Consider the following 24,759-nt stretch of genomic DNA (forward strand, 5'->3'; position numbering starts at 1 on the left):
AAGACGTCCATCGACTGGGCGCGCGTGATGCGCGGCATGAATTCCATCGCAAAGGCCGTCACCCCGGCCTTGGCCAGTGCCGCGACGGCGGCGTCATTGCCATACGGATCCATGATGGCGATGACCGCAGCGCCTGACTTGTAGCTTTTCAGCTCCGCATCAGTCGGCCGGCGCACCTTCAGAATCACGTCGGCCTTGGCCACATCGCCGGCCTTGCCGATCGAAGCGCCCGCCTTGGCGAACTCCTCATCGGGAATGCGCGACCGTGTGCCGGCACCGGCCTCCACAACCACTTCAAGACCCAGGCCGGCCAGCCGTTTCACCGTATCGGGCGAAGCCGCGACGCGCGGCTCGTTCGCATCGAGCTCACGAGGGATGAAAACCGTCTGTCCCACCGCATGATCCTTTCGGCTGGAACCTGTTTGCGCAAAGTGTCGGCCGGGGCATCCGGCGACGTCAAAGGCAATGGGGTTTTGGAAAGACTATCGCAGAATGAAGGCGCCGACGGCCATGATCAGGACGAACAGGATAGTCGCCGAGAAGAAGCCGCCCGCGAAGAAACCGAAAGCCATCGCCAGAAGTATGGCGCCGCAGAAGAGTGATCCGTATTTGGCCAGCATGAGGAAGCCCGCATAGGTGCGGTCGTGCTCGGCATAGTCCATCTTCGCGCCCAGTTCGACAGGACCGGTCGGCGTGTGCTCAGCCATAGGAATACCCCTTCGAAGACATCTTTCAGGCACATAGCGAAAAGCCGCGCCGAGAGCAATGGCGCTATTGCCGCATCGCAGCCTACAACTGCCTCAAGGGAAATTTGAAGCAAAGCGCCCCTGCGTTCGGCAGAATCGCCGAACCGCTCCGGCTGCTTGTTTTCGCGCAATCCCGGACGAAGCCGGCTGGCGCGTCAACCGCGCTGTCCGTCTTTAGCCGGCGAGGTGCGGAAACAATCCAAGCAGGCCGGCTATGATCAGATAGAGCGCGACGATGTAGTTCAGCAGCCGTGGCATGACCAGGATCAGCACCCCGGCGATCAGCGAGATAAGCGGCGTGAGCGCGAGCTGGGAAATATGCATGTCGGGGTCCTTTTGGCAGATACGTCGAAATGAAGACGCGGAGCGTCAACGCGCCGCCGTCATCAAACGCGGATCTGGCCGGAAAGCTCCGGAGCTTTGCAAAATCAGGGGCCTCAGGCGGCCTCACGATAATATTTCGCCGTCGGCACGATAGACAAGGGCGTCAGCCGATTGATGGCCGGATTGGCGAACATCAACCGCTGTTCCATGGGCGTCGACCTGAAGAATGGGAAACGTTCGAGCGTCAGGCGCATATTTTCGCCGGCGGGGATTTCGAACAGGGCGATCCGGGTAAGAACGCCCGGAAACTCCTTAGCCTCGGTCCTCTGCACGGCATTGAAGTAACGAGAATAAAAATTGGAATGCTCGACCTTGACCGGCGTCAGCACAGAGTTCTGGCCAAAATAGAGCGAGGCCACCATGGCAAGCCTGAGTGTCAGAAACGGCAGCACTCCGGGTGCCGGCGCGGCATCAGGATCGGTTGCGAAGCGGGTTCCGTCGATGAAGGTTTCTCCGCGGGCAAGCCGCTCGATCAGTATTTCCGGATAGGCATCAACGGAGGGCGAATTCGGGTGCTCGATAGAAATGTAATGGAAGCGGATTGTGCTCACCAATTCGCCGTAGCAATAGACACCGAATCGGTAGGAATTGGGTAGATTGTCCCAGCGATCCTCGAACATGCCGCTGGCGAGCGGGCCGCACATGCCGGAGCGCAGATAGGACTTATAGCGAAGCCGGTAAATCGCTTCCAAATCCTCGCCCCCGGTAATGAGGCGATAATCGACATGCTCAAGCAGTTGCATCATCGATCGATTCAGCACCGAATCCCCGGCTGTGCTTACCCCGCCAGACGCATTCCTTGTAGCTGTTGCAGCATCCATCGTCTGTCCTCGAATTCGACCTAGGATAGGCTATTCGAGTTGAAATGAGACACAAGCCGAAATTTAGATCTTGTTGATTTACATTCCGTTAACCTTAATGGCCGGGAGCCGCTTGAGAATATCTTACTGAGCAATCGTCCGAGCGATTGCCACTGAGAGGATGTGGATCATGCCTCCGATACATCTGCGTAGTGAGGAAGACCTTTCAGCAGCATTGCGCAAAGGCAAAATCACGGCGGAACCGTATCCTCTCATCGAACGATTGAGTTCGACATCAAAGAGCGTCTGCGATTCGCAACGCGCGGGGAATCCAATCGAGCGAAGTCGAAAATTACGGCGCTAACGGACCGTCCGTTTACCGGTGCGACGCAGGTCAGCGGCAAATGGCCAGGTGACATTCGACATCGTCTCGATACCCGACGCACTGAGCGCGGCACCGAACAGGAAGCCCTGCACGAGATCCGGTTTCACTTGCAAGGCAAGGATCTTGAGCTGCTCAAAGGTCTCGACGCCTTCGACAGTCACCGAAAGTCCAAGCGGCCGCGACAGATTGACAATGCCCTTCAGTAGCTCCAGCGAACGCTTGCTCTGGGTGACGTCCATCAGGAAGGAGCGATCGATCTTGATCTTGTCGAGCGGCAGCTTATGCAGATAGCTCAGGCTCGAATAGCCGGTACCGAAATCGTCAAGTGCGATGCGCACACCGATCTGCTTCAGTTCCTCGATATATTGACGTGTCAGCGACTTGTCATCGAGCAGCGCAGTTTCGGTGACCTCGATCTCCAGCCGGCCGGCGGCAAGGCCGGAGCTGACCAGAGCGTCGCGAACCTTCTGGATGACGTCCCGGTTGCGGAAATCCTTGGCGGAGAGATTGACCGAGACGCTGGTGTGGTCCGGCCATTTGGCGCATTCGGTGCAGGCTGCCTGCAGCACGAAGGTGCTAATCTCGGAAATGATGCCCATTTCCTCCGCCAGCGGAATGAAGATGCCGGGCGAAATCGGCCCGAGGTCGGGATGGTCCCATCGGCACAGCGCCTCGCAGCTGGCGATGCGCATCGTGCTCATCGCCACGATCGGCTGGTAAACGACGCGCAGGGCCTTGCCTTCCACCGCGCTGCGCAGATCCGCCTTCATCAGCTGGCGGTTGCGGAACGCAGCGTCCATGGCGGCCTCGAACAGCCGCCAGCCGTTCTTGCCGAGCTCCTTGGCCTTATAGAGCGCCAGGTCCGCCTTGACGATCATGGCGTCGACGTCGGTATCCCTGACCCGCGACAGCACGGCGCCGGCGCTGGCCTGGATGCGCAGCCCGTGGCCGGCGACGTCCACCTCCCCTTGCAACGCTGCAAAGATCTCGTCGATCTGAAGGGTCAGATGGCTTTCATCCTCTATACGGTCGAAGAAAACCATGAATTCGTCGCCGCCGAAGCGGCTGACGGTGATGCCTTGTCCCGCAATGGCGGCAAGACGCTCGGCCACCGCGTAGATCAATCCATCGCCGATCGGATGCCCGAGCGTGTCGTTGACGCTCTTGAAATCGTCGAGGTCGAGCACGGCAAGGCCGCAGAGGCGGTCACGGTCGCCTGACGCCATCGCCTCGCCGATCAGTTCGTGGAAATAGGCGCGATTGGGCAGGCCGGTGAGATTGTCATAGCGGGCCATGAAGCGGATCTTGTCTTCCGCCTCGACGCGCGCCGTCACGTCCTCGAAGGTGATGACTCCGAGTTCCTGGCTGCCTTCGCGGGCGGAGAATTCGTAATGTTGGCCATTGGCGAGCGAAACCAGGACCTTACGGTCGCGGCCCTCGCGCAATGCACGCGTCAGCTGGGCTTCGATGTAGCGGCAGTCCTTTGGGGCCAGCATGCCGCCCACGACGCCGCGCATCAAGAGACCATGGATTGACCGCCCAAGCAGCGCATCGGCCGATTTGAGCGACATCAGATGCGCGGCCTCGGCATTGGCGACCGCCACCCGACCGTCCGGGCCAAGCATGACGAGACCATGCGACATGGTATTGAGCGCGCGATCGAATCTGAGCGCGAGCTTCCTCGCTTCCTTGTGGCCGATGACGGCCGAGAAAAGCACATCGCGGACGTGGTCGGCGCTGTTGATCGTGACGAAAGTCAACGGGATGATCATCAGCCCGAGAATGACCGAAGGCACATCCATGCGCAGCAAAAGTGCAAGTGCTGCCGGACCAATGAAGGTCACGGAAAAAACCCGCACCATAATGGGAGAGCCGTAGTTCCGGCCAACAACCGTCACCAAGGTCGCGATGGCCAGCGACGTCGCGGCCAGTTCGGCAAAGGGATCGGGATAGACATAGATCGATATGAAGCACAGTGCGCCCAATGTGAGGCCCTGCACGCTGCCCTTGAGGATGTAGTTGCGCTCCCACCGATGCGCCTCTTGGACGTCGGCTATTACACCGCCTGCCTTCCGGAAGGCGCGAATGCCGAAATAGCGGTAAAGGCAGATGGACAGCAAAACAAAAGAGAAAGCCAGGAACAACGGATTGTTCGTGCGCAAGTAGATCATTAGTCCGAGGATCCAGTAGCACACGCCACCGATCACCAGCATGTGGGCGTTGTCGAACAACGACCGCACAAACTGGATATAAACATCCGCTGGGATGTTTTCGGTCTTTGTTCTGCCCATGTCGTCGGCCCAACGCTAGGCCTCGTCATCTCACATCCGCCTTAAGAAAGGCTTAGAACAGCGGTTTTGGGCGGCTTACCGAAGGCGCGCAAAGCAGGACAGACTGGGAGAATCGGGCTTTAGGTAAACAAGGCCATCACTCGGCGGCCTGGAGTTCCGCCCTCGCTGACGTGCCGGACAGGCGCTCGAGCAGCCTTTGGCGCTCGCCGGCCGCCTTTTGAGCGCTGGCTTGCCGAACATGGCCGTAACCGCGGATGAGTGCCGGCACCGAGACGAGGGCCGTGGCGGCCTCGATGGTGTCCGGCGCCAGCGAGTTGGCGACGCGTTGCAGGTCGGCCTCATATTGCGCCAGCAATTGCCGCTCCATGCGCCGCTCGGCGGTGTAGCCGAACAGGTCGAATGCTGTCCCGCGCAGGCCCTTCATCGCCGCCAGCATGCGAAACCCTTTCATCATCCAGGGACCGAAGCTCGATTTCCTCGGTTTGCCGTCATTGCCGCGACGGCCCAGAACCGGCGGCGCCAGGTGGAATTCGAGTTTTTCGTAACTCTGGAACTGCTTGCCGAGTTCGGCGGCGAAGGAGCCGTCGGTATAGAGCCGCGCCACCTCGTATTCGTCCTTGATCGCCATCAGCTTGAACAGGTTCCTGGCCGCCGCTTCCGTCACGGCGCTCGAACCGGGCGCTGCCTTGGCTTCGGCCGCGCGCAGGGCAGCGATCCTGCCGGCGTAGCGCTTGCCATAGGCGGCGTTCTGATAGGCGGAAAGGAAAGCGACCCGGCGGGCAATGACTTCGTCCAGCGTCTGGGCAATGGTGGCGGCTTGGCCGTCCTTGCCCGGCTGGACGAGGCCACGCACGAAGTCCGGCTGATGCGCGGCGCGGCGGCCCCAGCGGAAGGCGGCGATGTTCATCCCCACCGCCTCGCCGTTCAATTCGATCGCCTTTTCGACGGCTTGGGCCGACAGCGGCAGACCGCCATGCTGGAAGGCGAAGCCGAGCATAAACATGTTGGCGCCCAGCGAATTGCCGAACAGGACGGTGGCTGTGCGGGTAGCGTCGAAGAAATGCGCCCTGTCGTCGCCGGCAGCAGTGCGGATCGCCTTCTTCAAGCGCTCGATGGGCAGCGAGAAATCGGCCGAGCGGGCAAACTCGCCCGGCATGATCTCGGCAGTGTTGGCGAGGAAGATGGTGTGGCCCTCGCGCACCGCGGCCAGCACCTTCTTGGCGCCCGACACGACGAGATCGCAGCCGAGCACGAGATCGGCTTTGCCGGCCGAGACACGGATGGCGTGGATGTCATCGGGCGTGCGGGCGATGCGGACATGGGTGAACACCGAACCGCCCTTCTGGGCAAGCCCGGCCATGTCGATCATGCCGCAGCCCTTGCCTTCGAGATGAGCCGCCATGCCGAGCACGGCGCCGACGGTGACGACGCCGGTGCCGCCGACGCCGTCGATGATCGCCGCCCAGCCCTGTTCGCCGAGCGGGAATTCGGCGGCTGCTGGAACGCCGTCGAGCGGATCGGTCTTGCCGGCGATGCCTTCGGCCTTGCGGATCTTGGCGCCATGCACCGTGACGAAGGACGGGCAGAAGCCATTGACGCAGGAAAAATCCTTGTTGCAGCTCGACTGGTCGATCCGGCGCTTGCGGCCGAACTCGGTCTCCACCGGCTGGATGGAGACGCAGTTCGATTGGACGCCGCAGTCGCCGCAGCCCTCGCAGACCAGTTCGTTGATGAAGACCCGCTTGTCGGGATCGGGAAAGGTTCCGCGCTTGCGACGGCGGCGCTTTTCGGCGGCACAGGTCTGGTCGTAGAGCAGGATCGAAACCCCGCTGACGCCGCGCAGCTCGCGCTGGACGAGATCGAGATCGTCGCGGTGATGGATGGTGGCGCCGGCCGGGAACTCGACCTTGCCGGCATATTTGTCGGGTTCGTCGGTGACGATGGCGATGCGCTCGATCCCTTCGGCTCGCACCTGCCTGGCGATCATGTCCACCGTCAGGCCGCCTTCATGCGGCTGGCCGCCGGTCATGGCCACCGCGTCGTTATAGAGTATCTTATAGGTGATGTTGGCGCCCGACGACAGCGCGAAGCGGATCGCCAGCGTGCCGGAGTGGTTGTAGGTGCCGTCGCCGAGATTCTGGAAAATGTGGTCGCGCTTGGAAAAGGGCGCCTGGCCGACCCACTGCGCCCCCTCGCCGCCCATCGCGGTGAAGCCGACAGTGTTCCTGTCCATCCACAGCGCCATGAAATGGCAGCCGATGCCGGCCGCGGCGATCGAGCCATCCGGCACCTTGGTCGAGGAATTGTGTGGGCAGCCGGAACAGAAGAAGGGCGTGCGGGAGCCGATGTCCGACGCGTCTGCGAGCATGGCCTGGAACTGGCGCAGCTTCGCCACCCGCGCTGAAATCTCTTCCGACGGACCGATGGTTTTCACGATCCTTTCGCCAAGGGCAATGGCGATCTCGTTTGGGTCGAGCGCGCCCTTGGCCGGAAACAGCCAGTCGCCGCGCTCGTCCTTCTTGCCGACGATGACGGGCTGCGTGGCGGTGCCGTAGAGGCTCTCGCGAAGCTGCACCTCGATCAGCGAACGCTTCTCCTCGACGACGACGATGGTGTCGAGGCCGCGCGCGAACTCGGCAATGTGCTGGAAATCGAGCGGCCAGGGGCAACCGACTTTGAACAGCCGCACGCCGATGCGGCCGGCGGCCGCCTCGTCGATGCCGATATCCTCGAGCGCCTGGCGGACGTCGAGATAGCTTTTGCCGATGGTGATGATGCCGATCCTGGGATTGCGGCCGCCCGTAAAGACGACGCGGTTCAGCCCGTTGGCATGGATGAAGGCCGACGCGGCGGCGCGCTTGTACTCATGCAGCCGCTCCTCCTGGCCGAGCATGTCGATCTCGTGGCGGATGTTGAGGCCGCCGGGCGGCATGTCGAACTCGGGATTAACGATGTTCAGACGCTCGATCGAGGCATCGACCGAGGCCGTCGATTCGATGTTGTCCTTGACGCATTTGATGGCCGCCCATGTGCCGGCGAAGCGCGACATGGCAAAACCGTAGAGCCCGTAATCGATTATCTCCTGGACACCGGCCGGGTTGAGGATCGGCACCATGGCGTCGACGAACAGGAATTCGGTGGCATGCGCGTTGGTCGAGGATTCGGCCATGTGGTCGTCGCCCATCAAAGCGAGCGCACCGCCATGTTTCGACGAGCCGGCCAGATTGGCGTGGCGGAAGACGTCGCCGGAGCGGTCGACCCCCGGACCCTTGCCGTACCAAACCGAAAAAACGCCGTCATGGGTGCCTTCGCCCAGCAGTTCCGTCTGCTGCGATCCCCAGCAGGCGGTAGCGGCGAGTTCCTCGTTAAGTCCGGGCTGGAAGACGATGTCGGCTTGGGCGAGCTGTTTTTTTGCCTTCCACAGCTGCATGTCGAGGCCGCCCAGCGGCGAACCGCGATAGCCGGAGACGAAGCCGGCCGTGTCCAGGCCCGCGCGGCGGTCGCGCTCGCGCTGCATCAGCAGCATGCGGATGACCGCCTGGGCGCCGGACAGGAAGATGCGTTCCTTCCCCAGGTCGAACTTGTCGTCGAGCGCGACGTCGTGCAGCGTCATCAGGCATTTCCTCTGCGGAGGCCGCGCGGGGGCAGGCAGCCAGCGTCGGGATCGGATGACGCATCCTTTCTCCCCTTGCAAGACAGGTCAAACGAAATCGGACGTGCCAGGCAACGCGCAACGAACGATCCGCCGTCATCCCTTGCCCGGTATGAAATCGCCCCGCGAGCAATGTCCGGCGTACGAAAATTTCGCTTGCCTTTCGGCTTGGCGGCGAGCGTCAGGTCCCCTTGGAGCAGTCGGGCTTCGGCTCGCCCGGCAGCTTGCCGTCGGGGTGGCCTACGAGATCGGGATTGGCGGTGTAGAGTTGGTCAATGACGAGCGGCCGGTCGGGCAGGATGGACTGGTCTTCGGTGGACATCAGCGTGGTGTCGATCTTCTGCAGGACCGCGCCGTCGGAACCCTTGATAGCGATGGCGATCGTATAAGGCTTGTTCTTGACGACGCAGGTCAAAGCCGGGCTCTCCAGCGTCACCTTGTCGAGCTTGGGCCAGACCTTCTGCTCGACCACCAACGGCGCGCCGCCGGCCGGATCCTGGAAGCTGGCGACCGCGACCTGGCCCTCTCCCATCGGGCGCAGGGGCCGCAGCGTCACGACATAGGTCGCCCTGGCAAGACGATAGTTGAAGACGAATATCTTGCCCGAAATCTCGAACAACTTGCCTTCACCGTCCTTAGCGGTGTCGCGGCAGGCGCCGAGCGCCATCGCCGCGATCAGCGCCATGCCGAGCAGGGCTGAACGAGAGCTAATCCTGGACATTGTTGACCTCATTGGCCGCCCTGCGGCGGCGATAGTGGCGGCTTGCCTTCTGGCGGTTGCCGCAGACCGCCATGTCGCACCAAAGGCGGCTGGAATTACGGCTGCGGTCGACGAACAGCCAGGTGCAGTTGGGACAGATCCTGAGCCTGGCGACCGTGTCCTCGCGCAGCAGCGACAGGGCGGAAACCGCCAGTGCCGCTTCGAATGCGATCGGCGTTGCCGGATCGCCGAACGGCTTTCCGGGCGTTGCGATCTCGGTCCGACTGCCGGCAAGACCGTCGGCGCAGGCCGCCAGGAGGCCGGAGAGATGATCGGTAGCGACCGTGCCTTTCGACACCGCGTGGCGAAACAACCGGTCCGTCGCCTCGCGGATCGCCAGCACGACAGGCGCGATTGCAGCCGGCGCGGAGACCGCCAGCCGCCTGCCGCCAAGCTCGGCGGCGCGAAAGCCGCTCGCCGCGTCCGCGAAGTGGGCGATCTCGCGCGGATCGTCAAAACGGTCGAAGGTCCTCTCCGGATCAGCACGCAGCACGACGGTGTTCGCCGTGTCGAGCGCGAGCAGGCCGCCGGTGAAGCGGTGCGGGGTCCAGGATACCGTCATGTCCGAAATCTAACTGATAAATGGCATTTGACAAGTTAGATTCGACGATGCAAGTCTGCCCTGAAGCGGGTATTGCCGCTCTCTGTCTGGAGCGTATCGTCGTCCCAAAACCGCTATGCGCTTTGGGCGACATGCCCCGAGGATTTTCGCATGCTGTATCTGTTCCAGCAGGTCCTGAACGGGCTGCATTCAGGCGCACTCTATGCGCTGCTGGCGTTCGGCTATGTGCTGACCAACGGTATCCTGCACCGCACCAACCTGGCCTATGGCGCGCTGTTCGCCTTTTGCGGACAGACGATGATCCTGACCGCCGCCTTCGGCTACCAGGTGCTGTGGCTGACGCTGACGGCGGCGGTGGTGCTCGGCATCGCAGCGGCTTTCCTCTACGCCGCGCTTATCAGCTGCGTCCTGTCGCGCAGCGTCTTCGAACCGCTGGCCGACCGCTCGCCCAACGCGATCGTGGTGACCACGCTTGGCATCCTGCTGGTTTTGTCGGAAGCAGGCCGCATCGCCGCCGACACGCATGATTTGTGGCTGCCGCCTATGCTGGCGCAACCTGTCGTTTTCGCGCAGAATGCCGGCTTCAAGGCGACATTGACGCTGATCCAGCTGCTCGATTGCGCCGTGGTGCTGGGGGCGGTGGCGCTTGCGGCTTGGGGCTTTGCCCATTCGAATTTCGGCCGGCGCTGGCGCGCCGTCTCCGACGATCCCAAGGCGGCCGCCATGTGCGGCGTCGATGTGCGCGCCGTGTTCCGCCACGCAGTGCTGTTCGGCGGTTTCTGCGCCGCGCTGGCCGGCGTCATGGCCGGCCTCTATTACGGCAATGTCAGTTTCGGTTCCGGCCTCGTCTACGGGCTGAAGATCCTGTTCGTGACGGCGGTCGGCGGCTATCTCTCACCGCCGCGGGCGGCCCTGGGCGCTGCCGCCTTCGGCATGGCCGAGTCGCTGTGGGCCGGCTATTTCCCGGTGGAATGGCGCGACGCATGGATGTACCTGTTCCTCGTCGCCATGCTGGTGCTGATCGGCGCTGGCCGCGACCAGACCAAGATCGCGTGATCCGCATCAGACTTTGGTTGCATGACGCCTGCCACCGATAAGCCTGTTTCGGCAACGAAACGACCGCCTTAACGCTTTGATTTTGCCCACGAACCCTGCCGGAAGCCGGTTCCGGTTTTCCGAGCCCTGCGCCGCAGCCCTGCGCTTCGTCGGCTTCCTCGTCTCACAACCGCGTTGACAGCGCCGCTCCTGTGTTGACCCGTCCTGCCACGCACGGCATACGGTTAGGCCACAGCGGCGCGGCGTAAAACAACGGGGAGCCGTCGCGCCTCGGACAAAAGGGAGGAATGCATGGCAGGGCTTCTCGCTCTATCCAGGACGATCGACCGTGTGAACGAGTTCATCGGCAAATGGATATCGTGGTTGATCCTGCTGGCAATCCTAGTGAGCGCCGCTAACGCGACCATCCGCAAGGTGTTCGACACCTCGTCGAATGCGTGGCTGGAGCTGCAATGGTACCTGTTCGGCGCCGCCTTCATGCTGGCGGCGGCCTACACGCTGAAGCAGAACGACCATATCCGCATCGACATCGTCTATGGCCTGTTCCCGCGCCGCGTGCAGCACTGGATCGACCTTTTCGGCCATGTCTTTTTCCTGATGCCGTTCGTGACGCTGATGGTGATCTATTTCGTCCCGTATGTGTCGCTGTCGTTCCGCAGCGGCGAAATGTCGAACAATTCCGGCGGGCTGATCATCTGGCCGGCAAAGGCGATCCTGCTGGTCGGCTTCTTCCTGCTAGCGCTGCAGGGGATCTCCGAGATCATCAAGAAGATCGCCATCATGCGCGGCGACATGGACGACCCGACCCCGTTCATATCGGCGCATGAGCAGGCGGAACTCGAAGCCAAGGCACTGGCCGACGAGGTGCGCTCGTGATCGAGTTCATCGCCCAGAACATGGCGCCGATCATGTTCGCCTCGCTGGTCCTCTTCCTACTGATCGGCTATCCCGTCGCCTTCTCGCTCGCCGCCAACGGACTTTTGTTCTTTTTCATCGGAGTCCTGGTCTCACCCTATTCGGGCGGCTCGATCAATCTCGCCTGGCCGCTGCTGCATGCGTTGCCGGATAATTTCTACGGCAGCCGGGTGATGTCGAACGACACGCTGCTGGCGATCCCTTTCTTCACCTTCATGGGCATCGTGCTCGAGCGATCGGGGATGGCGGAAGACCTGCTCGATACGATCGGCCAGCTGTTCGGGCCGATCCGCGGCGGGCTTGCCTATGCCGTGATCTTCGTCGGCGCGCTGCTGGCCGCGACGACCGGCGTGGTGGCGGCATCGGTCATCGCCATGGGGCTGATCTCGCTGCCGATCATGCTGCGCTACGGCTATGACCGCCGGCTGGCGTCCGGCGTCATCGCCGCGTCCGGAACGCTCGCCCAGATCATCCCGCCGTCGCTGGTGCTGATCGTGCTCGCCGACCAGCTCGGCCGCTCGGTCGGCGACATGTATGCGGGCGCGCTGATCCCCGGCATCGTGCTGACCAGCCTCTACATGCTCTACATCCTGATCATGACGATCGTCCGGCCGAATTCGATGCCGGCGCTGCCGCTGGAAGCACGCACGCTCGGCCATGGCGTCGTGTCGCTGCTGGTGGCGTTGCTGGCGACGGTGGCGATCTCCTACGCGGCCTACCGCTATCTCGCACCGACCCATGGCGACAATGCCGACATCCTCGGCGCCAGCATCGGCGTGGCCGTGATCTATATCGTTGCGATCGCCGATCAGCGCCTGAAAATCAACATGATGTCGCGGCTGGCGCAGCAGGTCGTGATCGTGCTGATCCCGCCATTGGCGTTGATCTTCCTGGTGCTGGGCACCATTTTCCTTGGCATCGCCACTCCAACCGAGGGCGGCGCCATGGGCGCTGTCGGCGCGCTGGCGATGGCGGCGATCAAAGGCCGGCTGTCGCTCGACGTGGTCAAGCAGGCGCTCGCTTCGACGACAAGGCTGTCGTCCTTCGTGCTGTTCATCCTGATCGGCGCGCGCGTCTTCTCCCTCACCTTCTACGGCGTCAACGGCCACATCTGGGTCGAGCATCTCCTGACCTCGCTGCCGGGCGGCGAGGTCGGCTTCCTGATCGGCGTCAACATTCTGGTCTTCGTGCTTGCCTTCTTCCTCGATTTCTTCGAACTGGCCTTCATCATCGTGCCGTTGCTGGCACCGGCCGCCGACAAGCTCGGCATCGACCTGATCTGGTTCGGTGTGCTTCTGGGCGTCAACATGCAGACCAGCTTCATGCATCCACCCTTCGGCTTCGCGCTGTTTTACCTGCGCTCGGTCGCCGCCCGGGTGCCCTATCTCGACCGCTTGACCGGCAAGCAGATCGCGCCGGTGACCACGGGCCAGATCTATTGGGGCGCCGTGCCGTTCGTCTGCATCCAGGTGATCATGATCGGGCTCACCATCGCCTTCCCGCAAATGGTGATGCACTACAAGGGCACAGCGGTCGATTCCGGCACGATCGACTATACGGTGCCGGAGGTGCCGGGACTGACGCCGCTCGGCACGCCGCCGGCCGGTACCGGAACCGCACCCGCCACTGGCGCCGCGCCGCCCGCCGCGCCTGCCGCACCCGACCTGTCGCAACCGCCGAACTTCGGCGACACGGCGCCCGCCAAACCGGCGGCACCACAGCCGGATCTGTCGCAGCCGCCGAACTTCAACTGATGCCGGAGGTCGCAAAATCATGAAAGCGGTACGGCTGGAAGCGGTTGGCAGCATCACGCTGCGCGAGGTCGCCAAGCCGGTTCCCGGGCCTGACGATCTGCTGGTGCGCATCGAGTCCTGCGGCGTCTGCGGCACGGACCGGCATCTCTTCCACGGCGAGTTTCCCTGCCGGCCGCCGGTAACACCCGGCCATGAGTTCTCCGGCATCGTCGAGGCAATGGGACATTCGGTGAGCGGCTTCTCGCTCGGCGACCGCGTCACCGGCGACCCCAACATCGCCTGCGGACGCTGCCGCCATTGCCATGCCGGCCGCGTTAACTTGTGCAGCAATCTCAATGCCATCGGCATCCATCGCGACGGCGGTTTCGCCGACTACGTCGTGTTGCCGCAAAAACAGGCCTTCATCCTGCCCGCGGACTTGAAGCCGACGCACGGCGCCTTCTGCGAGCCGCTCGGCTGCTGTCTCCACGGCGTGGATCTGGCCGAGATCAAGCCCGGCTCCTCGGTCGCCATACTTGGCGGCGGCGTGATCGGCCTGCTCACAGTGCAACTGGCAAGGCTTGCAGGGGCGACGACCATCATCCTGTCGACGCGACAGGCCTCACGGCGCGCACTGGCCGAGGAGCTCGGCGCGACGGCAACGGTCGACGCAAGCGCCGCCGACGTCATCGATGCCATCTCCGGGCCAGCGGGACTGGTGCCCGGCGGTGTCGACGTGGTGCTCGAATGTGCCGGTGTCCAGGAAACGGTCGAGCAGTCGCTGCGGCTGGCGAGGGCCGGCGGCACGGTCGTCATTGTCGGCGTGGTGCCGCAAGGCATGAAGGCGGCGTTCGAGCCCTTCGATCTTCTGTTTCGCGAGTTGAAGGTTCTCGGCTCCTTCCTCAATCCCTACACGCACCGCCGCGCCGCCGAGCTGATCGCTTCGGGCGCGATCGAGATCGACCGGCTGATCTCCAGGCAGGTGCCGCTGGAAGAGGCCGCCGCGGTAATCGCCAACCCGCCTGCCGCCGGCGAGGTCAAGGTGGTGGTGGTGCCGGACCGAGGCTGAGTGCCGCTGTCGCTTCGAACCCGTTCGACCCCCGGCCCTGCGGCGCAAGTTTCGACGCCTTCGACTATCGATGTTTCCAGCACCGACGCCCAACGAATAAACCCCGGACTACCGAGTCCGGGGTCTTCGAAAGGAGGCAGAAAAACCTTACAGCTTGCCGTTGCGCTGCTGGACCATCATGAAGGTGTCGTAATTGTACTCGGCCACCTGCGCCCAGAGATAGTGCTCCTTACGGAAGCCCTTGATCGAGTCCCAGATCTTCTTAAACGGCGCGTTCGAGGCTTCCATTTCGGCGTAGACCTCATTGGCCTTCTCGAAGCAGGCGGACATGATCTCCTGGCTGAACGGACGCAGTTTGGCGCCGCCGGCCACCAGCCGCTTCACCGCCGCAGGATTGAGATAGTCGTATTTCTGCAGCATGTTGGCATCGGCGGCTTGCGCGGCGGTATGCAGCAGCGACTTGTAAGTCGGCGAAAGCTCTTCGTATTTCGCCTTGTTGAACATCAGGTGGACGGTCGGGCCGCCTTCCCACCAGCCTGGATAGTAGTAGTAGGGCGCAACCTTATAGAAGCCGAGCTTCTCGTCGTCATAGGGGCCGACCCATTCGGCTGCGTCAATGGTGCCCTTTTCGAGCGCCGGGTAGATGTCGCCGCCGGCGATCTGCTGCGGCACGACGCCGAGCTTCTGCACAACCTTGCCGGCGAAGCCGCCGATGCGCATCTTGAGGCCGGAAAGGTCGGCCACCGTGTTGATCTCCTTGCGGAACCAGCCGCCCATCTGCACGCCGGTATTGCCGCCAGGCAGGCCGAACAAGCCTTGCGTGGCGAGAAATTCGTTGAACAGGTCGATGCCGCCGCCATGATAGTGCCAGGCATTCATGCCGCGCGCGTTGAGCGAGAACGGAACCGCCGCGCCCAGCGCCCAGGTCGGATCCTTGCCCCAGTAATAATATGCCACCGTGTGGCAGGCCTCGACCGTGCCGGCGGTCGTGGCGTCGGCCGCCTGAAGGCCGGGCACCAGCTCGCCAGCGGCGAAGACCTGTATCTGGAAGTTGCCGTCGGTGGCTTCCGAAAGCATCTTTGAGAAGACCTCGGCGCCGCCATAGATCGTGTCGAGCGATTTGGGAAAGGACGACGCCAGCCGCCAGGTCACCTTTGGATTGGACTGGGCTATGGCCGGCGCGGCGAGCGTGGCGGCGGCCACAGCGGCGCCAACGCCGGTCGTCCCGGCCTTGCGGATGAATGAACGACGATCCATGAAGTCCTCCCTTTTGGATCAACAAACCGACGTGCGGCGCATGCTCGATGCCCCGCACGGCTGGGCGAAACAATACACGGGCAAGGAGTCGAGTCCAGCGTGGCGGCCTGATTTGACGGCGTGTGCGCAGGGCCTTGCAACTATAGTCTAACGGGCCGTTTGGTGGCCCATCCGACGGACCGAAACTTGTCATGGAAAAATGTGCTGGGATCGCCTATTTTGAAGGCAGGATTCCCCGGCCCAGATGGAAAACAAAGCCAAAATGCAGCAGCCGCTCGTCGCCATATCGACCGACGTCCGTCAATTCGACAACTACACCTGGCATGCCGCCCCACAGCAATATCTGGAGGCGGCGATCGCCGGCGCCGGCGTGTTTCCGGTGCTGGTGCCCTCGTTCGGCGATCGGCTCGATTTCGATGAGCTGCTGTCGTCGGTCGACGGCGTCATGCTGACCGGCTCGAAATCCAATGTCGACCCCTCGCTCTATGGCGGCGATGCCAGCGAGGCGAACGGCCCCTATGACCCGGCACGCGACGCCACCACCTTGCCGCTGATTCGCAAAGCGATCGAGCGTGGCGTGCCGCTGCTTGCCATCTGCCGCGGCATCCAGGAGATGAACGTGGCGCTGGGCGGCACGCTGGGCACTGAAATCCAGGAGCGTGAAGGCTCGCTCGACCACCGCGCGCCGGTGAGCGACAATCAGGACGAACGTTTCGCGATTCACCAGACCGTTTCGATCAAGGCGGGCAGTTGCCTGGCCAGTGTGTTTGGGGCCGGCGACATGAAGGTCAACTCTTTGCACCGCCAGGCAATCGGCCGGCTTGGTTCGAAGCTGCAGATCGAAGCCGTGGCCGACGACGGCACCGTCGAGGCGGTCTCTGTAAAGGATGCCCGCGCTTTCGCGGTCGGTGTCCAGTGGCATCCCGAATACTGGGTCAAGTCGGATAGTAACTCGGCCAAGATCTTCCGGGCCTTCGGCGACGCGGTTCGCCTGCATGCGGCTGCCAAGGCCGGCGCCCGCGCGGCGGCGGAGTAATCAGTCGTCGGTGCTCGGGTCCCCGGCGGCCGCCAGCGACAGCAGCGGCAGTGCAGGAGCGTAGGATTCGAATCCGTCGCCATCGGCGACCGCGAAGGTGACGATCGGATCGACGCCGTTGACGCTGAAGGCGACCGTGCCGTCCTCCTGCTCGCGCCAGAATTTCGCCCGCTCGATGCCTGGCATGAGTCGGCGGCAGTTCGGAGCCACCGTCAAAAGCGACAGGCCGTCCGAGACGGTGGCGCCGCGTTTGATTGCGCAAACCCCCTCATCACCATTGGCGACCAGCCTGTAGGTGTCGGGCGGCGCGGCCTCTTCAGCGACGCTTTCGCCAGTGCCGCCATGAAACAGCTGAACGCCGCCAAACAGGGCGGCGGCTCCGATCAGTACGGAAAGCGTTTTCATGGTGATCCTCATCCATGCGTACGGACAGGATGAAGAATGATTTCAAAGGGTTAAGCTGACGTTAATAAATATGGCAGCCCGACCGCTCAGCCGCGCGCCTTCACATGCGCGGTCTCGGGCACAGGTGTGATCGACCGGCGCTCGCTGAACCAGGACACCAGATTGTCGACGCACAGATCCGCCATGGCGCGACGTGTGTGCTCCGACGCCGAACCGACATGCGGCAACAGACTGGCATTGGTCGCGTCAAGCAGCGCCCGCGGCACGTTCGGTTCGTCGGCGAAGACATCGAGCCCGGCGGCGGCGATAGTGCCCTTGGCGAGGGCTGTCGCAAGCGCCGCCTCGTCGACCGTGCTGCCGCGCCCGATATTGATGAAGACGCCGTTGGCGCCAAGCGCCGACAGTATCTCGGCATCGACCGCCTTTTCCGTCGAGGCGCCGCCCGGGACCACCGAAATCAGCGTGTCGACTGTTTCGGCGAGGCCCTTCAGCGTCGGATGATAGGGATAGGACAGGCCCTCGACCCGGCGCCGGTTGTGATAGGCGACGGGCAATCCGAACGCCTCCAGCCGGCGGGCAATAGCGAGCCCGATGCGGCCCATGCCGAAAATGCCGGCGCTGCGGCCGCGCAAGGTAAGCCGGCTCAAGGGATAGTTGCCCTTGCGCTGCCAGCTGCCGTCGCGCAGCCAGGTTTCGGCGCGCGGCAGGTCGCGCACGGTGTTGATCAGCAGGCCGATGGCGGTGTCGGCGACCTCCTCGGTCAGCACATCCGGCGTGTTGGTGACCATGATGCCGTGATCGCCAGCGTGGCGGGCATCGACCGAATCATAGCCGACGCCGAAACTGGCGACGATCTCAAGCTTCGGCAATGCATCCATGAAGGCCGCGCTGATGCCGCCGAACGAGGCGATGGCGCGCACGTTGTCGCGCATATCATCGGTGACCAGGGACGGCTCGGCGCGCTCGATCCCGACACGCCTGAATGTCCGGTCGATGCGCTCGACCGCGTGGTCGTTGAAATGCCCCGGCACCAGGATGGCGACGGTTTGCAGTTGCTCGGGCCTTGTCATGCACGCTCCACCGGCTTGCCGGTCGACTGTCGCACATGCAGTTCCGGCTTGATCAGTTCCTGAGAGGGCCGCACCGTCTGCCCGTTCAGCTTGTCGAGCAGGGCGCTGGCGGCGCGGCGGCCAACCTCGCGCTGACCGTTCCACACGGTGGTCAGCGCCGGCGTGGCGATTGCCGCCTCCTCGAGATCGTCGTAGCCGGTGACCGATATGTCTAGGCCGGGCACCAGGCCGGCGCGCGCGATGCCGTTCATCAGGCCGATGGCGACGAGGTCGTTCCAGCAGCAGGCGGCTGTCGGCTTGTCCTTCAGGGCCAGAAACTGTCCGGCGGCCTCGAAGCCAGCCTGCTTGGTGCGCGGGCCGGGGATGCGCCAGGCCGGCCGCACTTCCAGCCCGGCGGCCTCCATGGCGTTGACATAGCCCTGGTAGCGATCGCGGCCGGTCGAGGTCTGGTCGGTGCCGCCGATCATGGCGATGCGCTTGTGGCCGAGCGAGATCAGGTGATTGGTGGCAAGCCCCGTGCCGTAGGCATCGTCGCCGCGAAAAACCGGCACGTCGGCGCCCTCGACGGTGCGCGCGATCAGCACCGCCGGCAGGCCGTTTTCCTCGGCCATCAGAATATCCGAGGCCGGAGTGCCGATGGCCGGCGACATGATGACGCCGTCGGCGCCGAGCTGCAAAAGCGTGTCGATGAAAGTGCGCTGCTTCTCGAGCTGGTCGTAGTGATTGGACAGGATGAAGGTCTGGCGGCTGCGGTCGAGCTCGCTTTCGATCGAGCGCAGTATCTCGGCGAAGAACGGGTTCATGATGTCATGCACGACGACGCCGACAATGCCCGAACGCGAGGTACGCAGGCTGGCGGCACGGCGGTTGTAGATGTAGCCGATGGCGCGGGCATGTTCCTTGATGCGGTCACGGGTGCCGCCTGCCACCAGCGGGCTGTCGCGCAGCGCCAGCGATACCGTGGCCGTGGACACGCCGAGCGCATCCGCGATCGTCGACAGCTTGATCTTCTGTGCCAGCCTTCCCCTCCCCCGTCGTTTTTTTAAACTGTTTAAAGGCGGCCTTATGCCACCCTTCGAGGCTAAATCAAAGTTTTTTTGCCAGCGCTTCCGCCTCGACGTCCAGCACCGCACGATTGCGCAGGCGCAGCCGGTGCTCGCGATGAACGATGTAGAGACCGCTGGCGACGATGACGGCGGCGCCGACGAGCGTCCAGCGGTCGGGGAACTGCTTGAAGACGATGAGCCCGGAAAGGATCATCCACACCATCTGCGAATAGGGATAGGGGGCGAGCGCGGTGGTGGTGGCCATGCGATAGGCCTGCACCAGAAGCCAATGACCGACGCCGCCAAAGACGCCGAGCATGAGCAGGATGAACCAGTGCCAGCCATCATGCGGCAGGGAAAACGAGAACGGCAGCATGGGCAGGAGCACCACCGCCGGGGCCAGTGCCGAAAACAGGATGAGGCTTTCCGATGTCTCGGTCGCCGACATGCGCCGGGTCATGATCACATAGAAGCAGTTCGACAGCATCGAGCCGAGCGCGAACAGATGGCCGATGCCGAAAACGCCGACCCCCGGCCTTGTGATGATCAGAACCCCGGCGAACGCGGCCAGGATCGCCAGCCACCGCCGCCAGCCCGCCCATTCGCCAAGCAGCGGGCCGGCAAGTGCGGTGATGACCATCGGCCCGAAGAAATAGATCGATGTCGTCTCGGCCAGTTGCAGGGACCGCAGCGCCAGCACGTTGAAGATGGTCGAGCCGAACAGGAACAGCCCGCGCAGGACATGAGCCGGCAGGTTGGCCGGACGGAACCGCGCCGGTTCACGCCAGCCGCGCAACAGCGCGCCGACCAGCACGACATGCACGGCAAAGCGCACCCAGGCGACGACAAGCGCGGAGACGCCGGCTAGGACGAGGTATTTGCTGCTGGTGTCGAGAAAGGTGAAGAAGACATAGGTGGAAAGCATGCACAGGATCGCCACCGGCGGCGTCGCGCTTTCTGAAGATGTTTGGGGAGCACTCACTTGCAGGCCGGATGGAAAGCTGGGCTGAGGCCCACCTTTTGCGGCAATTGCGGGCGTGCGGCAAGCCAAAAGCGGCTGGCACAACAAGAGCTGCGGACAGGCTCAGGCCCGGGTCGTCAGGGATGCATGCGAGCACCCTTGGTGATCTTGTCGACCGTCTTCTTGTCGGCGCGTAATGCGATGCCGACAACCTTGGCGTCTTCCGGCGCGAATTCGGCGAAGACGGCGCGGTTGGCGGCGTCGAACCCGGTCGAGAACATCTCCTCGACATAGAGCGAGCTCGTTACTCCGCGCTCCAGGGCGCGGCTGTGGATCGCGCCGAGTGTCACCTGGTCGGCGGACAGCACGATGACGGGCTGGATCGACAGCGGGTTGTAGACATTGCCGGCGCGGTCACGATAGGGCTCGCCGATGATATCGGGGAACTGCGCGACGACGCCGCTGGTCAGGAATGCGGTGACGTTGAGTTTTTGCCAGACCGGCAGATCATCCCTGAGCACGATTGCAAATTTCGTATCGAACATGAGACAGTGACCATTCGGGGTTGTGCCCCTTTCAAGGCGAAAGGAAGCGATGTCGCTCGATCTAGGCAGCCAGGCGTTCCAGGGTCTTGGACGTTTGTGCGCGGAGGCTGCGGAAAACTGCATCATTGCCGCCCGCGACCCCGCCGGCATGGAGCGCATCGAGGCGCGATTCCACGGCAGCGCCTTCGACCTGCATCGCCACGACACCTATGCGATCGGGGTGACGCTGCAAGGCGTGCAGAGCTTTCGCTATCGCGGGGCCGCGCGGCATAGCCTGCCCGGCCAGATCATCGTCCTGCATCCCGACGAACTGCATGATGGCGGCGCGGGAACCGAGGACAGGCTGCGCTACAGGATCCTCTATCTGGAACCGTCGCTGATGCTGGACTGCCTCGGTGGCGCATCGTTGCCTTTCGTCGGGCAAGCCGTGGTGGCGGACGAACGCCTGCGCGCGACCTTGCTTTCGGCGCTGGGTCCACTGGAGGAGGAACTCGACGAGCTGTTCGTCGCCGACTTCCTGGCGCAACTGCTGCAAGGGCTCGCCCGCCATGCCGGCCAGCCGGCGAGAGCGGTGCCGGGAACGGCCTGGCGGGCGGCCGCTCTGGCGCGCGACTATCTCACGGAAAACTCTGCCCGGCCCGTGCGATCCGACGAGTTGGAGGCGGTTACCGGGTTCGACCGCTATGCCTTGTCCAGGCATTTCCGCGCCGCTTTCTCCACCAGCCCGCATCGTTTCCTTTTGATGCGCCGGCTTCAGCGCGCGCGGCGCATGATCGCCGCCGGCGAGCCGCTGGCACAGATCGCGGCCGAGGCCGGTTTCAGCGACCAAAGCCACTTCAACAGGCAATTCAAGAAGGCATTCGGCATGACGCCGGGACGCTGGTCTTCGCTGATCCGTGGGTCCGCCGCGGCGGCCTGATCACCGGGATCGGCGGTCAGTCGTCCGACTCGGCATCGTCGTCGATCAAGGCCAGTTCTTCGTTCGAAAGATTGGCCTCGATGCGGGCAAGAAATTTGAACAGCGCCTTCTGATCCTTCTTGTCGAGGCCCTTCAGCGCCTGCTTTTCGGTCTTCTTCACCGACTTTTCGATGGCGCGGATGGTCTCGCGACCGGTGTCGGTGAGAAAGATATGCGCCTGGCGGGCATCGGCGTCGGAGGCGCGCTTTTGCAGAAAACCCTGTGCCTGCAGCCGATTGATGGTCTTGGTGATGGTGGGCGGGCGCACGCCGAGCCGGCCAGCCAGATTGCCCGGGGTCTGGCCGTCCTCGCGGTCGAGCGCCAGCATGATCTGGTCCTGGCCGGCATAGAAGCCATGCGCCAGCAGCCGTGCCGCAAGCGCTGTTCTTGCCAGCCTTGCCGCCGAATGCAGCCGGCTCATTGTCGCAGTCTTGTCCGCCTTGGCCATGGTCATCCCTCTTCGGCCATACCGGTGCGGGCAGCATAGACGCAGCCGGCCGGTTGGCAATCGACGATCAAAAAAGATTCCGGCGCCTGAAACAGCTTTGCCGGCAAGCATTGCGGTACCCGCCGTGGCTAATGCCAGATGATTATTTCAGTTAGATGACAAACGACTTTTCGCGAAAGCGATTGCGGTGGATCGGCCGGCCGTGGTCGTCCACAGGCTCTTTTTGCGCACCGATACCGCATGGCCTGCAGGGCGCCGCCAGCCGCCTAGTTCGACGAGACGCTGACCTAGGGATTGGACCGCAGCCATTCGCGGTTTGCCTCGTGCAAAAGCCCGCCGCGCATCCTATATGGAGCCGACAATCCCTTTCGAGGCCGCCGAAATCTTTCAAGGCCCATCCATTCGAGGCAAGCCATGAGCGACGCACAGACGCAGATCCCCGTAACCGTTCTGACCGGCTATCTCGGCGCCGGCAAGACGACGCTGCTCAACCGCATCCTGTCGGAAAACCACGGCAGGCGCTACGCCGTCATCGTCAACGAATTCGGCGAGATCGGCATCGACAACGACCTGATCGTGGAGTCCGACGAGGAAATCTACGAGATGAACAATGGCTGCGTCTGCTGCACGGTGCGCGGCGACCTGATCCGCGTCGTCGAGGGCCTGATGCGCCGGCCCGGCCGCTTCGACGCCATCGTGGTGGAGACCACGGGTCTCGCCGATCCGGTGCCGGTGGCGCAGACCTTCTTCATGGACGACGACGTGCGCTCCAAGACCAAACTCGACGCGGTGGTGGCGCTGGTCGACGCCAAGCACCTGCCGCTCAGGCTGAAGGATTCCAAGGAAGCCGAGGACCAGATCGCCTTCGCCGACGTCGTCGTGCTCAACAAGACCGACCTCGTCACACCAGAAGAACTGGCCAAGGTCGAAGCGACGATCCGCGCCATCAACCCGGCCGCAAGGATCCATCGCACCACCCGCGCCGGCGTGGCGCTGTCGGAAGTGCTCGACCGCGGCGCCTTCGACCTGTCCAGGGCGCTGGAGAACGACCCGCATTTCCTCGAGGCGCATGACGACCACCATGGTCATGATCATGATCATGACCACGACCACGATCATCACCACCACGATCATGACGGGCACGATCATGACCACGATGGACACGACCATCACGCGCACCCATCCGACATCCATGACGTGACGGTGCAGTCGGTTTCGCTGCGGGGAGGCGAGATGGATCCGAAGAAATTCTTCCCTTGGATCGAGAAGGTCACCCAGATGGAGGGGCCGAACATCCTGCGCCTGAAAGGCATCATCGCCTTGAAGGGCGACGACGAGCGCTACGTCATCCAGGGCGTGCACATGATCATCGAGGGCGACCACCAGCGCGCCTGGAAAGACGGCGAGAAGCATGAGAGCCGGCTGGTGTTCATCGGTCGCGAACTGGACCCCGAACGGCTGAGGAAGAGCTTCGAGGCCTGCCAGGCCGCTTGATTTCCGGACTTTATGGCGGTAGCGCTGCCCGCTCTTCCTTCTCCCCTTGCGGGAGAGGGTGGGGCCGCGCCTGGCGCGCTGGCGGCTCCCGAGACGACCAGCAACAATCTGGAATGGACCTGTCCTACATGCCGACCGTCGCCCCGCTTGATCTCGAAGGCCATTGCCTTGCCGCCGCCTTCCTCCGCGACGTGCCGCATTTCGCGCTGGCCGACGGCACCGTCCATCGGCTCGACAATGGCCACAAGACGGTGCAGGCCAATGACGGGCTGCTCGCGGCCTTCCACGATGCCGCCAATGACCGGCTGCTCACCGGCGGCGAAGACGGCAAGGTGTTTGCGGTGAAAGCGGGCGGCGAGGCCAAGGAATTGGCGAGCGCGGGCAAGAAGTGGGTCACCAGCGTCGCCGCTGGCCCGCAAGGCGCCATCGCCTACGCTACAGGCAAGACCGCCTATGTGCGCTTTGCCGACGGCCACACAAAAGAGTTCGCCCATCCGCGTTCGGTCGAGGGGCTGGCATTTTCGCCCAAGGGCATGCGCTTCGGCGTCGCGCGCTACAATGGCGCGACGCTGCATTTCCCGGCCGCCGAGGGCAAGCCGGTGGAGCTCGAATGGGCCGGCGCCCATACCGGCATCACCTTCTCGCCGGATGGCGCCTTCCTGGTCACCACCATGCAGGAAAACGCGTTGCACGGCTGGAAGCTGGCGGACGGCAAGCACATGCGCATGAGCGGCTATCCCGCCAAGGTCAAAAGCCTGTCATGGAGCGTGAAAGGCAAGTGGCTGGCGAGTTCCGGCGCGCCGGCGGCGATCGTCTGGCCGTTTTCAGGCAAGGACGGGCCAATGGGCAAGGCGCCGCTGGAACTCGGTACGCGCGGCAATGCGATGGTGACCTCAGTCGCCTGCCATCCCAGCCAGGATGTCGTCGCCATCGGCTATGAGGACGGCATGGTGATGGCGGTGCGTTTTTCCGACGCCAAGGAAGTGCTGTTGCGTCGCCCCGGCAAGGGCGCCATCACCTCGATGATGTGGGACAGGGAAGAACGCCGCATCGCCTTCGGCAGTGCCGCCGGCGACTGCGGCGTTATCGACATCACGGGTTAGGGGAGTAGGGGAGTAGGGCAATATGGGAGCGGGTTTAGAGCATCCGGGCCGTTGAGCGCCTACCCCACTACTCCACTACTGCG

At 63.4% G+C, this 24,759-nt stretch carries 22 protein-coding genes and 1 pseudogene; 8 read left to right on the top strand and 15 right to left on the bottom strand.

Features of this window, described 5'->3' with window-relative positions; all coding sequences use genetic code 11:
- The 8 genes and pseudogenes from FJ426_RS28540 to FJ426_RS28575 all read right to left on the bottom strand — a co-directional run.
- Window positions 1-395 (bottom strand): annotated as a pseudogene (locus FJ426_RS28540) (NAD(P)(+) transhydrogenase (Re/Si-specific) subunit alpha); the annotation flags it as partial.
- Window positions 396-482: 87 nt separating this feature from the next.
- Window positions 483-707, bottom strand: coding sequence for an aa3-type cytochrome c oxidase subunit IV (locus FJ426_RS28545; protein ID WP_140501115.1), 225 nt, complete (start codon window positions 705-707; stop codon window positions 483-485).
- A 213-nt stretch (window positions 708-920) separates the two neighbouring features.
- Window positions 921-1,070, bottom strand: a complete 150-nt coding sequence (locus FJ426_RS28550; protein ID WP_140501117.1) for a DUF3096 domain-containing protein — start codon at window positions 1,068-1,070, stop codon at window positions 921-923.
- Between the two features lie 113 nt (window positions 1,071-1,183).
- Complete coding sequence (locus FJ426_RS28555) at window positions 1,184-1,951, bottom strand: hypothetical protein (protein WP_140501119.1); 768 nt, start codon at window positions 1,949-1,951, stop codon at window positions 1,184-1,186.
- Between the two features lie 339 nt (window positions 1,952-2,290).
- Window positions 2,291-4,606 (bottom strand): EAL domain-containing protein, encoded by a 2,316-nt coding sequence (locus FJ426_RS28560; protein WP_140525585.1) that lies wholly within the window; start codon window positions 4,604-4,606, stop codon window positions 2,291-2,293.
- Between the two features lie 136 nt (window positions 4,607-4,742).
- A complete protein-coding gene (locus FJ426_RS28565) occupies window positions 4,743-8,219 on the bottom strand; it encodes an indolepyruvate ferredoxin oxidoreductase family protein (protein ID WP_140559781.1) in 3,477 nt (1,158 codons plus the stop codon).
- 220 nt (window positions 8,220-8,439) lie between these two features.
- Complete coding sequence (locus tag FJ426_RS28570; RefSeq protein ID WP_140558751.1) at window positions 8,440-8,991, bottom strand: hypothetical protein; 552 nt, start codon at window positions 8,989-8,991, stop codon at window positions 8,440-8,442.
- Window positions 8,966-9,580 carry a CGNR zinc finger domain-containing protein gene (locus tag FJ426_RS28575; RefSeq protein WP_140559782.1) on the bottom strand — a complete coding sequence of 205 codons (615 nt, stop codon included), beginning with the start codon at window positions 9,578-9,580 and terminating at the stop codon, window positions 8,966-8,968. Before FJ426_RS28575 ends, FJ426_RS28570 begins: the two co-directional genes overlap by 26 nt.
- A gap of 150 nt (window positions 9,581-9,730) precedes the next feature.
- On the opposite strand from FJ426_RS28575, the gene FJ426_RS28580 reads away from it, so the two are divergent.
- The 4 genes from FJ426_RS28580 to FJ426_RS28595 all read left to right on the top strand — a co-directional run bounded on the left by FJ426_RS28580 (window position 9,731) and on the right by FJ426_RS28595 (window position 14,353).
- Window positions 9,731-10,636 carry a branched-chain amino acid ABC transporter permease gene (locus FJ426_RS28580; protein WP_140512846.1) on the top strand — a complete coding sequence of 302 codons (906 nt, stop codon included), beginning with the start codon at window positions 9,731-9,733 and terminating at the stop codon, window positions 10,634-10,636.
- 291 nt (window positions 10,637-10,927) lie between these two features.
- Window positions 10,928-11,512 carry a TRAP transporter small permease subunit gene (locus FJ426_RS28585; protein WP_140501131.1) on the top strand — a complete coding sequence of 195 codons (585 nt, stop codon included), beginning with the start codon at window positions 10,928-10,930 and terminating at the stop codon, window positions 11,510-11,512.
- Window positions 11,509-13,305 carry a TRAP transporter large permease subunit gene (locus FJ426_RS28590; RefSeq protein ID WP_181167623.1) on the top strand — a complete coding sequence of 599 codons (1,797 nt, stop codon included), beginning with the start codon at window positions 11,509-11,511 and terminating at the stop codon, window positions 13,303-13,305. The genes FJ426_RS28585 and FJ426_RS28590 overlap by 4 nt, the downstream gene beginning before the upstream one ends.
- A gap of 19 nt (window positions 13,306-13,324) precedes the next feature.
- Window positions 13,325-14,353 carry a zinc-dependent alcohol dehydrogenase family protein gene (locus FJ426_RS28595; RefSeq protein WP_140559783.1) on the top strand — a complete coding sequence of 343 codons (1,029 nt, stop codon included), beginning with the start codon at window positions 13,325-13,327 and terminating at the stop codon, window positions 14,351-14,353.
- A 147-nt stretch (window positions 14,354-14,500) separates the two neighbouring features.
- Here FJ426_RS28595 and FJ426_RS28600 read toward each other — a convergent pair whose 3' ends face one another.
- On the bottom strand, window positions 14,501-15,610 hold the full coding sequence (locus tag FJ426_RS28600; protein WP_140525590.1) for a TRAP transporter substrate-binding protein: 1,110 nt from the start codon (window positions 15,608-15,610) through the stop codon (window positions 14,501-14,503).
- A gap of 262 nt (window positions 15,611-15,872) precedes the next feature.
- Here FJ426_RS28600 and FJ426_RS28605 point away from each other — a divergent pair, with 262 nt between their 5' ends.
- Complete coding sequence (locus FJ426_RS28605; protein ID WP_140513543.1) at window positions 15,873-16,646, top strand: gamma-glutamyl-gamma-aminobutyrate hydrolase family protein; 774 nt, start codon at window positions 15,873-15,875, stop codon at window positions 16,644-16,646.
- Here FJ426_RS28605 and FJ426_RS28610 read toward each other — a convergent pair whose 3' ends face one another.
- The 5 genes from FJ426_RS28610 to FJ426_RS28630 all read right to left on the bottom strand — a co-directional run bounded on the left by FJ426_RS28610 (window position 16,647) and on the right by FJ426_RS28630 (window position 20,673).
- A complete protein-coding gene (locus tag FJ426_RS28610; RefSeq protein ID WP_140559784.1) occupies window positions 16,647-17,051 on the bottom strand; it encodes a hypothetical protein in 405 nt (134 codons plus the stop codon).
- An 86-nt stretch (window positions 17,052-17,137) separates the two neighbouring features.
- Window positions 17,138-18,121, bottom strand: a complete 984-nt coding sequence (locus FJ426_RS28615) for a 2-hydroxyacid dehydrogenase (protein WP_140559785.1) — start codon at window positions 18,119-18,121, stop codon at window positions 17,138-17,140.
- Window positions 18,118-19,140 (bottom strand): LacI family DNA-binding transcriptional regulator, encoded by a 1,023-nt coding sequence (locus tag FJ426_RS28620; RefSeq protein WP_140501249.1) that lies wholly within the window; start codon window positions 19,138-19,140, stop codon window positions 18,118-18,120. Before FJ426_RS28620 ends, FJ426_RS28615 begins: the two co-directional genes overlap by 4 nt.
- A gap of 67 nt (window positions 19,141-19,207) precedes the next feature.
- On the bottom strand, window positions 19,208-20,092 hold the full coding sequence (locus FJ426_RS28625) for a DMT family transporter (RefSeq protein WP_181165295.1): 885 nt from the start codon (window positions 20,090-20,092) through the stop codon (window positions 19,208-19,210).
- Window positions 20,093-20,265: 173 nt separating this feature from the next.
- Window positions 20,266-20,673 carry a DUF2000 family protein gene (locus FJ426_RS28630; protein ID WP_140512837.1) on the bottom strand — a complete coding sequence of 136 codons (408 nt, stop codon included), beginning with the start codon at window positions 20,671-20,673 and terminating at the stop codon, window positions 20,266-20,268.
- Between the two features lie 49 nt (window positions 20,674-20,722).
- Here FJ426_RS28630 and FJ426_RS28635 point away from each other — a divergent pair, with 49 nt between their 5' ends.
- Entirely contained in the window at window positions 20,723-21,592 is an 870-nt protein-coding gene (locus FJ426_RS28635; protein ID WP_140559786.1) for an AraC family transcriptional regulator, read from the top strand.
- Window positions 21,593-21,608: 16 nt separating this feature from the next.
- Here FJ426_RS28635 and FJ426_RS28640 read toward each other — a convergent pair whose 3' ends face one another.
- Window positions 21,609-22,079 carry a MarR family transcriptional regulator gene (locus FJ426_RS28640; RefSeq protein WP_140501145.1) on the bottom strand — a complete coding sequence of 157 codons (471 nt, stop codon included), beginning with the start codon at window positions 22,077-22,079 and terminating at the stop codon, window positions 21,609-21,611.
- A 414-nt stretch (window positions 22,080-22,493) separates the two neighbouring features.
- Here FJ426_RS28640 and FJ426_RS28645 point away from each other — a divergent pair, with 414 nt between their 5' ends.
- Both FJ426_RS28645 and FJ426_RS28650 read left to right on the top strand, forming a co-directional pair.
- On the top strand, window positions 22,494-23,573 hold the full coding sequence (locus FJ426_RS28645) for a GTP-binding protein (RefSeq protein ID WP_140501147.1): 1,080 nt from the start codon (window positions 22,494-22,496) through the stop codon (window positions 23,571-23,573).
- Between the two features lie 128 nt (window positions 23,574-23,701).
- Window positions 23,702-24,676, top strand: a complete 975-nt coding sequence (locus FJ426_RS28650; RefSeq protein ID WP_140525596.1) for a WD40 repeat domain-containing protein — start codon at window positions 23,702-23,704, stop codon at window positions 24,674-24,676.
- The last annotated feature ends 83 nt before the right edge of the window (window positions 24,677-24,759 follow it).

The organism is Mesorhizobium sp. B2-6-4, assembly GCF_006441495.1.
Taxonomy (GTDB): domain Bacteria; phylum Pseudomonadota; class Alphaproteobacteria; order Rhizobiales; family Rhizobiaceae; genus Mesorhizobium.

Coding starts and splice junctions, on each gene's coding strand:
- FJ426_RS28545 (WP_140501115.1), bottom strand. CDS start 707: ATGGCTGAGCACACGCCGACCGGTCCTGTCGAACTGGGCGCGAAGATG.
- FJ426_RS28550 (WP_140501117.1), bottom strand. CDS start 1,070: ATGCATATTTCCCAGCTCGCGCTCACGCCGCTTATCTCGCTGATCGCC.
- FJ426_RS28555 (WP_140501119.1), bottom strand. CDS start 1,951: ATGGATGCTGCAACAGCTACAAGGAATGCGTCTGGCGGGGTAAGCACA.
- FJ426_RS28560 (WP_140525585.1), bottom strand. CDS start 4,606: ATGGGCAGAACAAAGACCGAAAACATCCCAGCGGATGTTTATATCCAG.
- FJ426_RS28565 (WP_140559781.1), bottom strand. CDS start 8,219: ATGACGCTGCACGACGTCGCGCTCGACGACAAGTTCGACCTGGGGAAG.
- FJ426_RS28570 (WP_140558751.1), bottom strand. CDS start 8,991: ATGAGGTCAACAATGTCCAGGATTAGCTCTCGTTCAGCCCTGCTCGGC.
- FJ426_RS28575 (WP_140559782.1), bottom strand. CDS start 9,580: ATGACGGTATCCTGGACCCCGCACCGCTTCACCGGCGGCCTGCTCGCG.
- FJ426_RS28580 (WP_140512846.1), top strand. CDS start 9,731: ATGCTGTATCTGTTCCAGCAGGTCCTGAACGGGCTGCATTCAGGCGCA.
- FJ426_RS28585 (WP_140501131.1), top strand. CDS start 10,928: ATGGCAGGGCTTCTCGCTCTATCCAGGACGATCGACCGTGTGAACGAG.
- FJ426_RS28595 (WP_140559783.1), top strand. CDS start 13,325: ATGAAAGCGGTACGGCTGGAAGCGGTTGGCAGCATCACGCTGCGCGAG.
- FJ426_RS28600 (WP_140525590.1), bottom strand. CDS start 15,610: ATGGATCGTCGTTCATTCATCCGCAAGGCCGGGACGACCGGCGTTGGC.
- FJ426_RS28605 (WP_140513543.1), top strand. CDS start 15,873: ATGCAGCAGCCGCTCGTCGCCATATCGACCGACGTCCGTCAATTCGAC.
- FJ426_RS28610 (WP_140559784.1), bottom strand. CDS start 17,051: ATGAAAACGCTTTCCGTACTGATCGGAGCCGCCGCCCTGTTTGGCGGC.
- FJ426_RS28615 (WP_140559785.1), bottom strand. CDS start 18,121: ATGACAAGGCCCGAGCAACTGCAAACCGTCGCCATCCTGGTGCCGGGG.
- FJ426_RS28625 (WP_181165295.1), bottom strand. CDS start 20,092: ATGCTTTCCACCTATGTCTTCTTCACCTTTCTCGACACCAGCAGCAAA.
- FJ426_RS28630 (WP_140512837.1), bottom strand. CDS start 20,673: ATGTTCGATACGAAATTTGCAATCGTGCTCAGGGATGATCTGCCGGTC.
- FJ426_RS28635 (WP_140559786.1), top strand. CDS start 20,723: ATGTCGCTCGATCTAGGCAGCCAGGCGTTCCAGGGTCTTGGACGTTTG.
- FJ426_RS28640 (WP_140501145.1), bottom strand. CDS start 22,079: ATGGCCAAGGCGGACAAGACTGCGACAATGAGCCGGCTGCATTCGGCG.
- FJ426_RS28645 (WP_140501147.1), top strand. CDS start 22,494: ATGAGCGACGCACAGACGCAGATCCCCGTAACCGTTCTGACCGGCTAT.
- FJ426_RS28650 (WP_140525596.1), top strand. CDS start 23,702: ATGCCGACCGTCGCCCCGCTTGATCTCGAAGGCCATTGCCTTGCCGCC.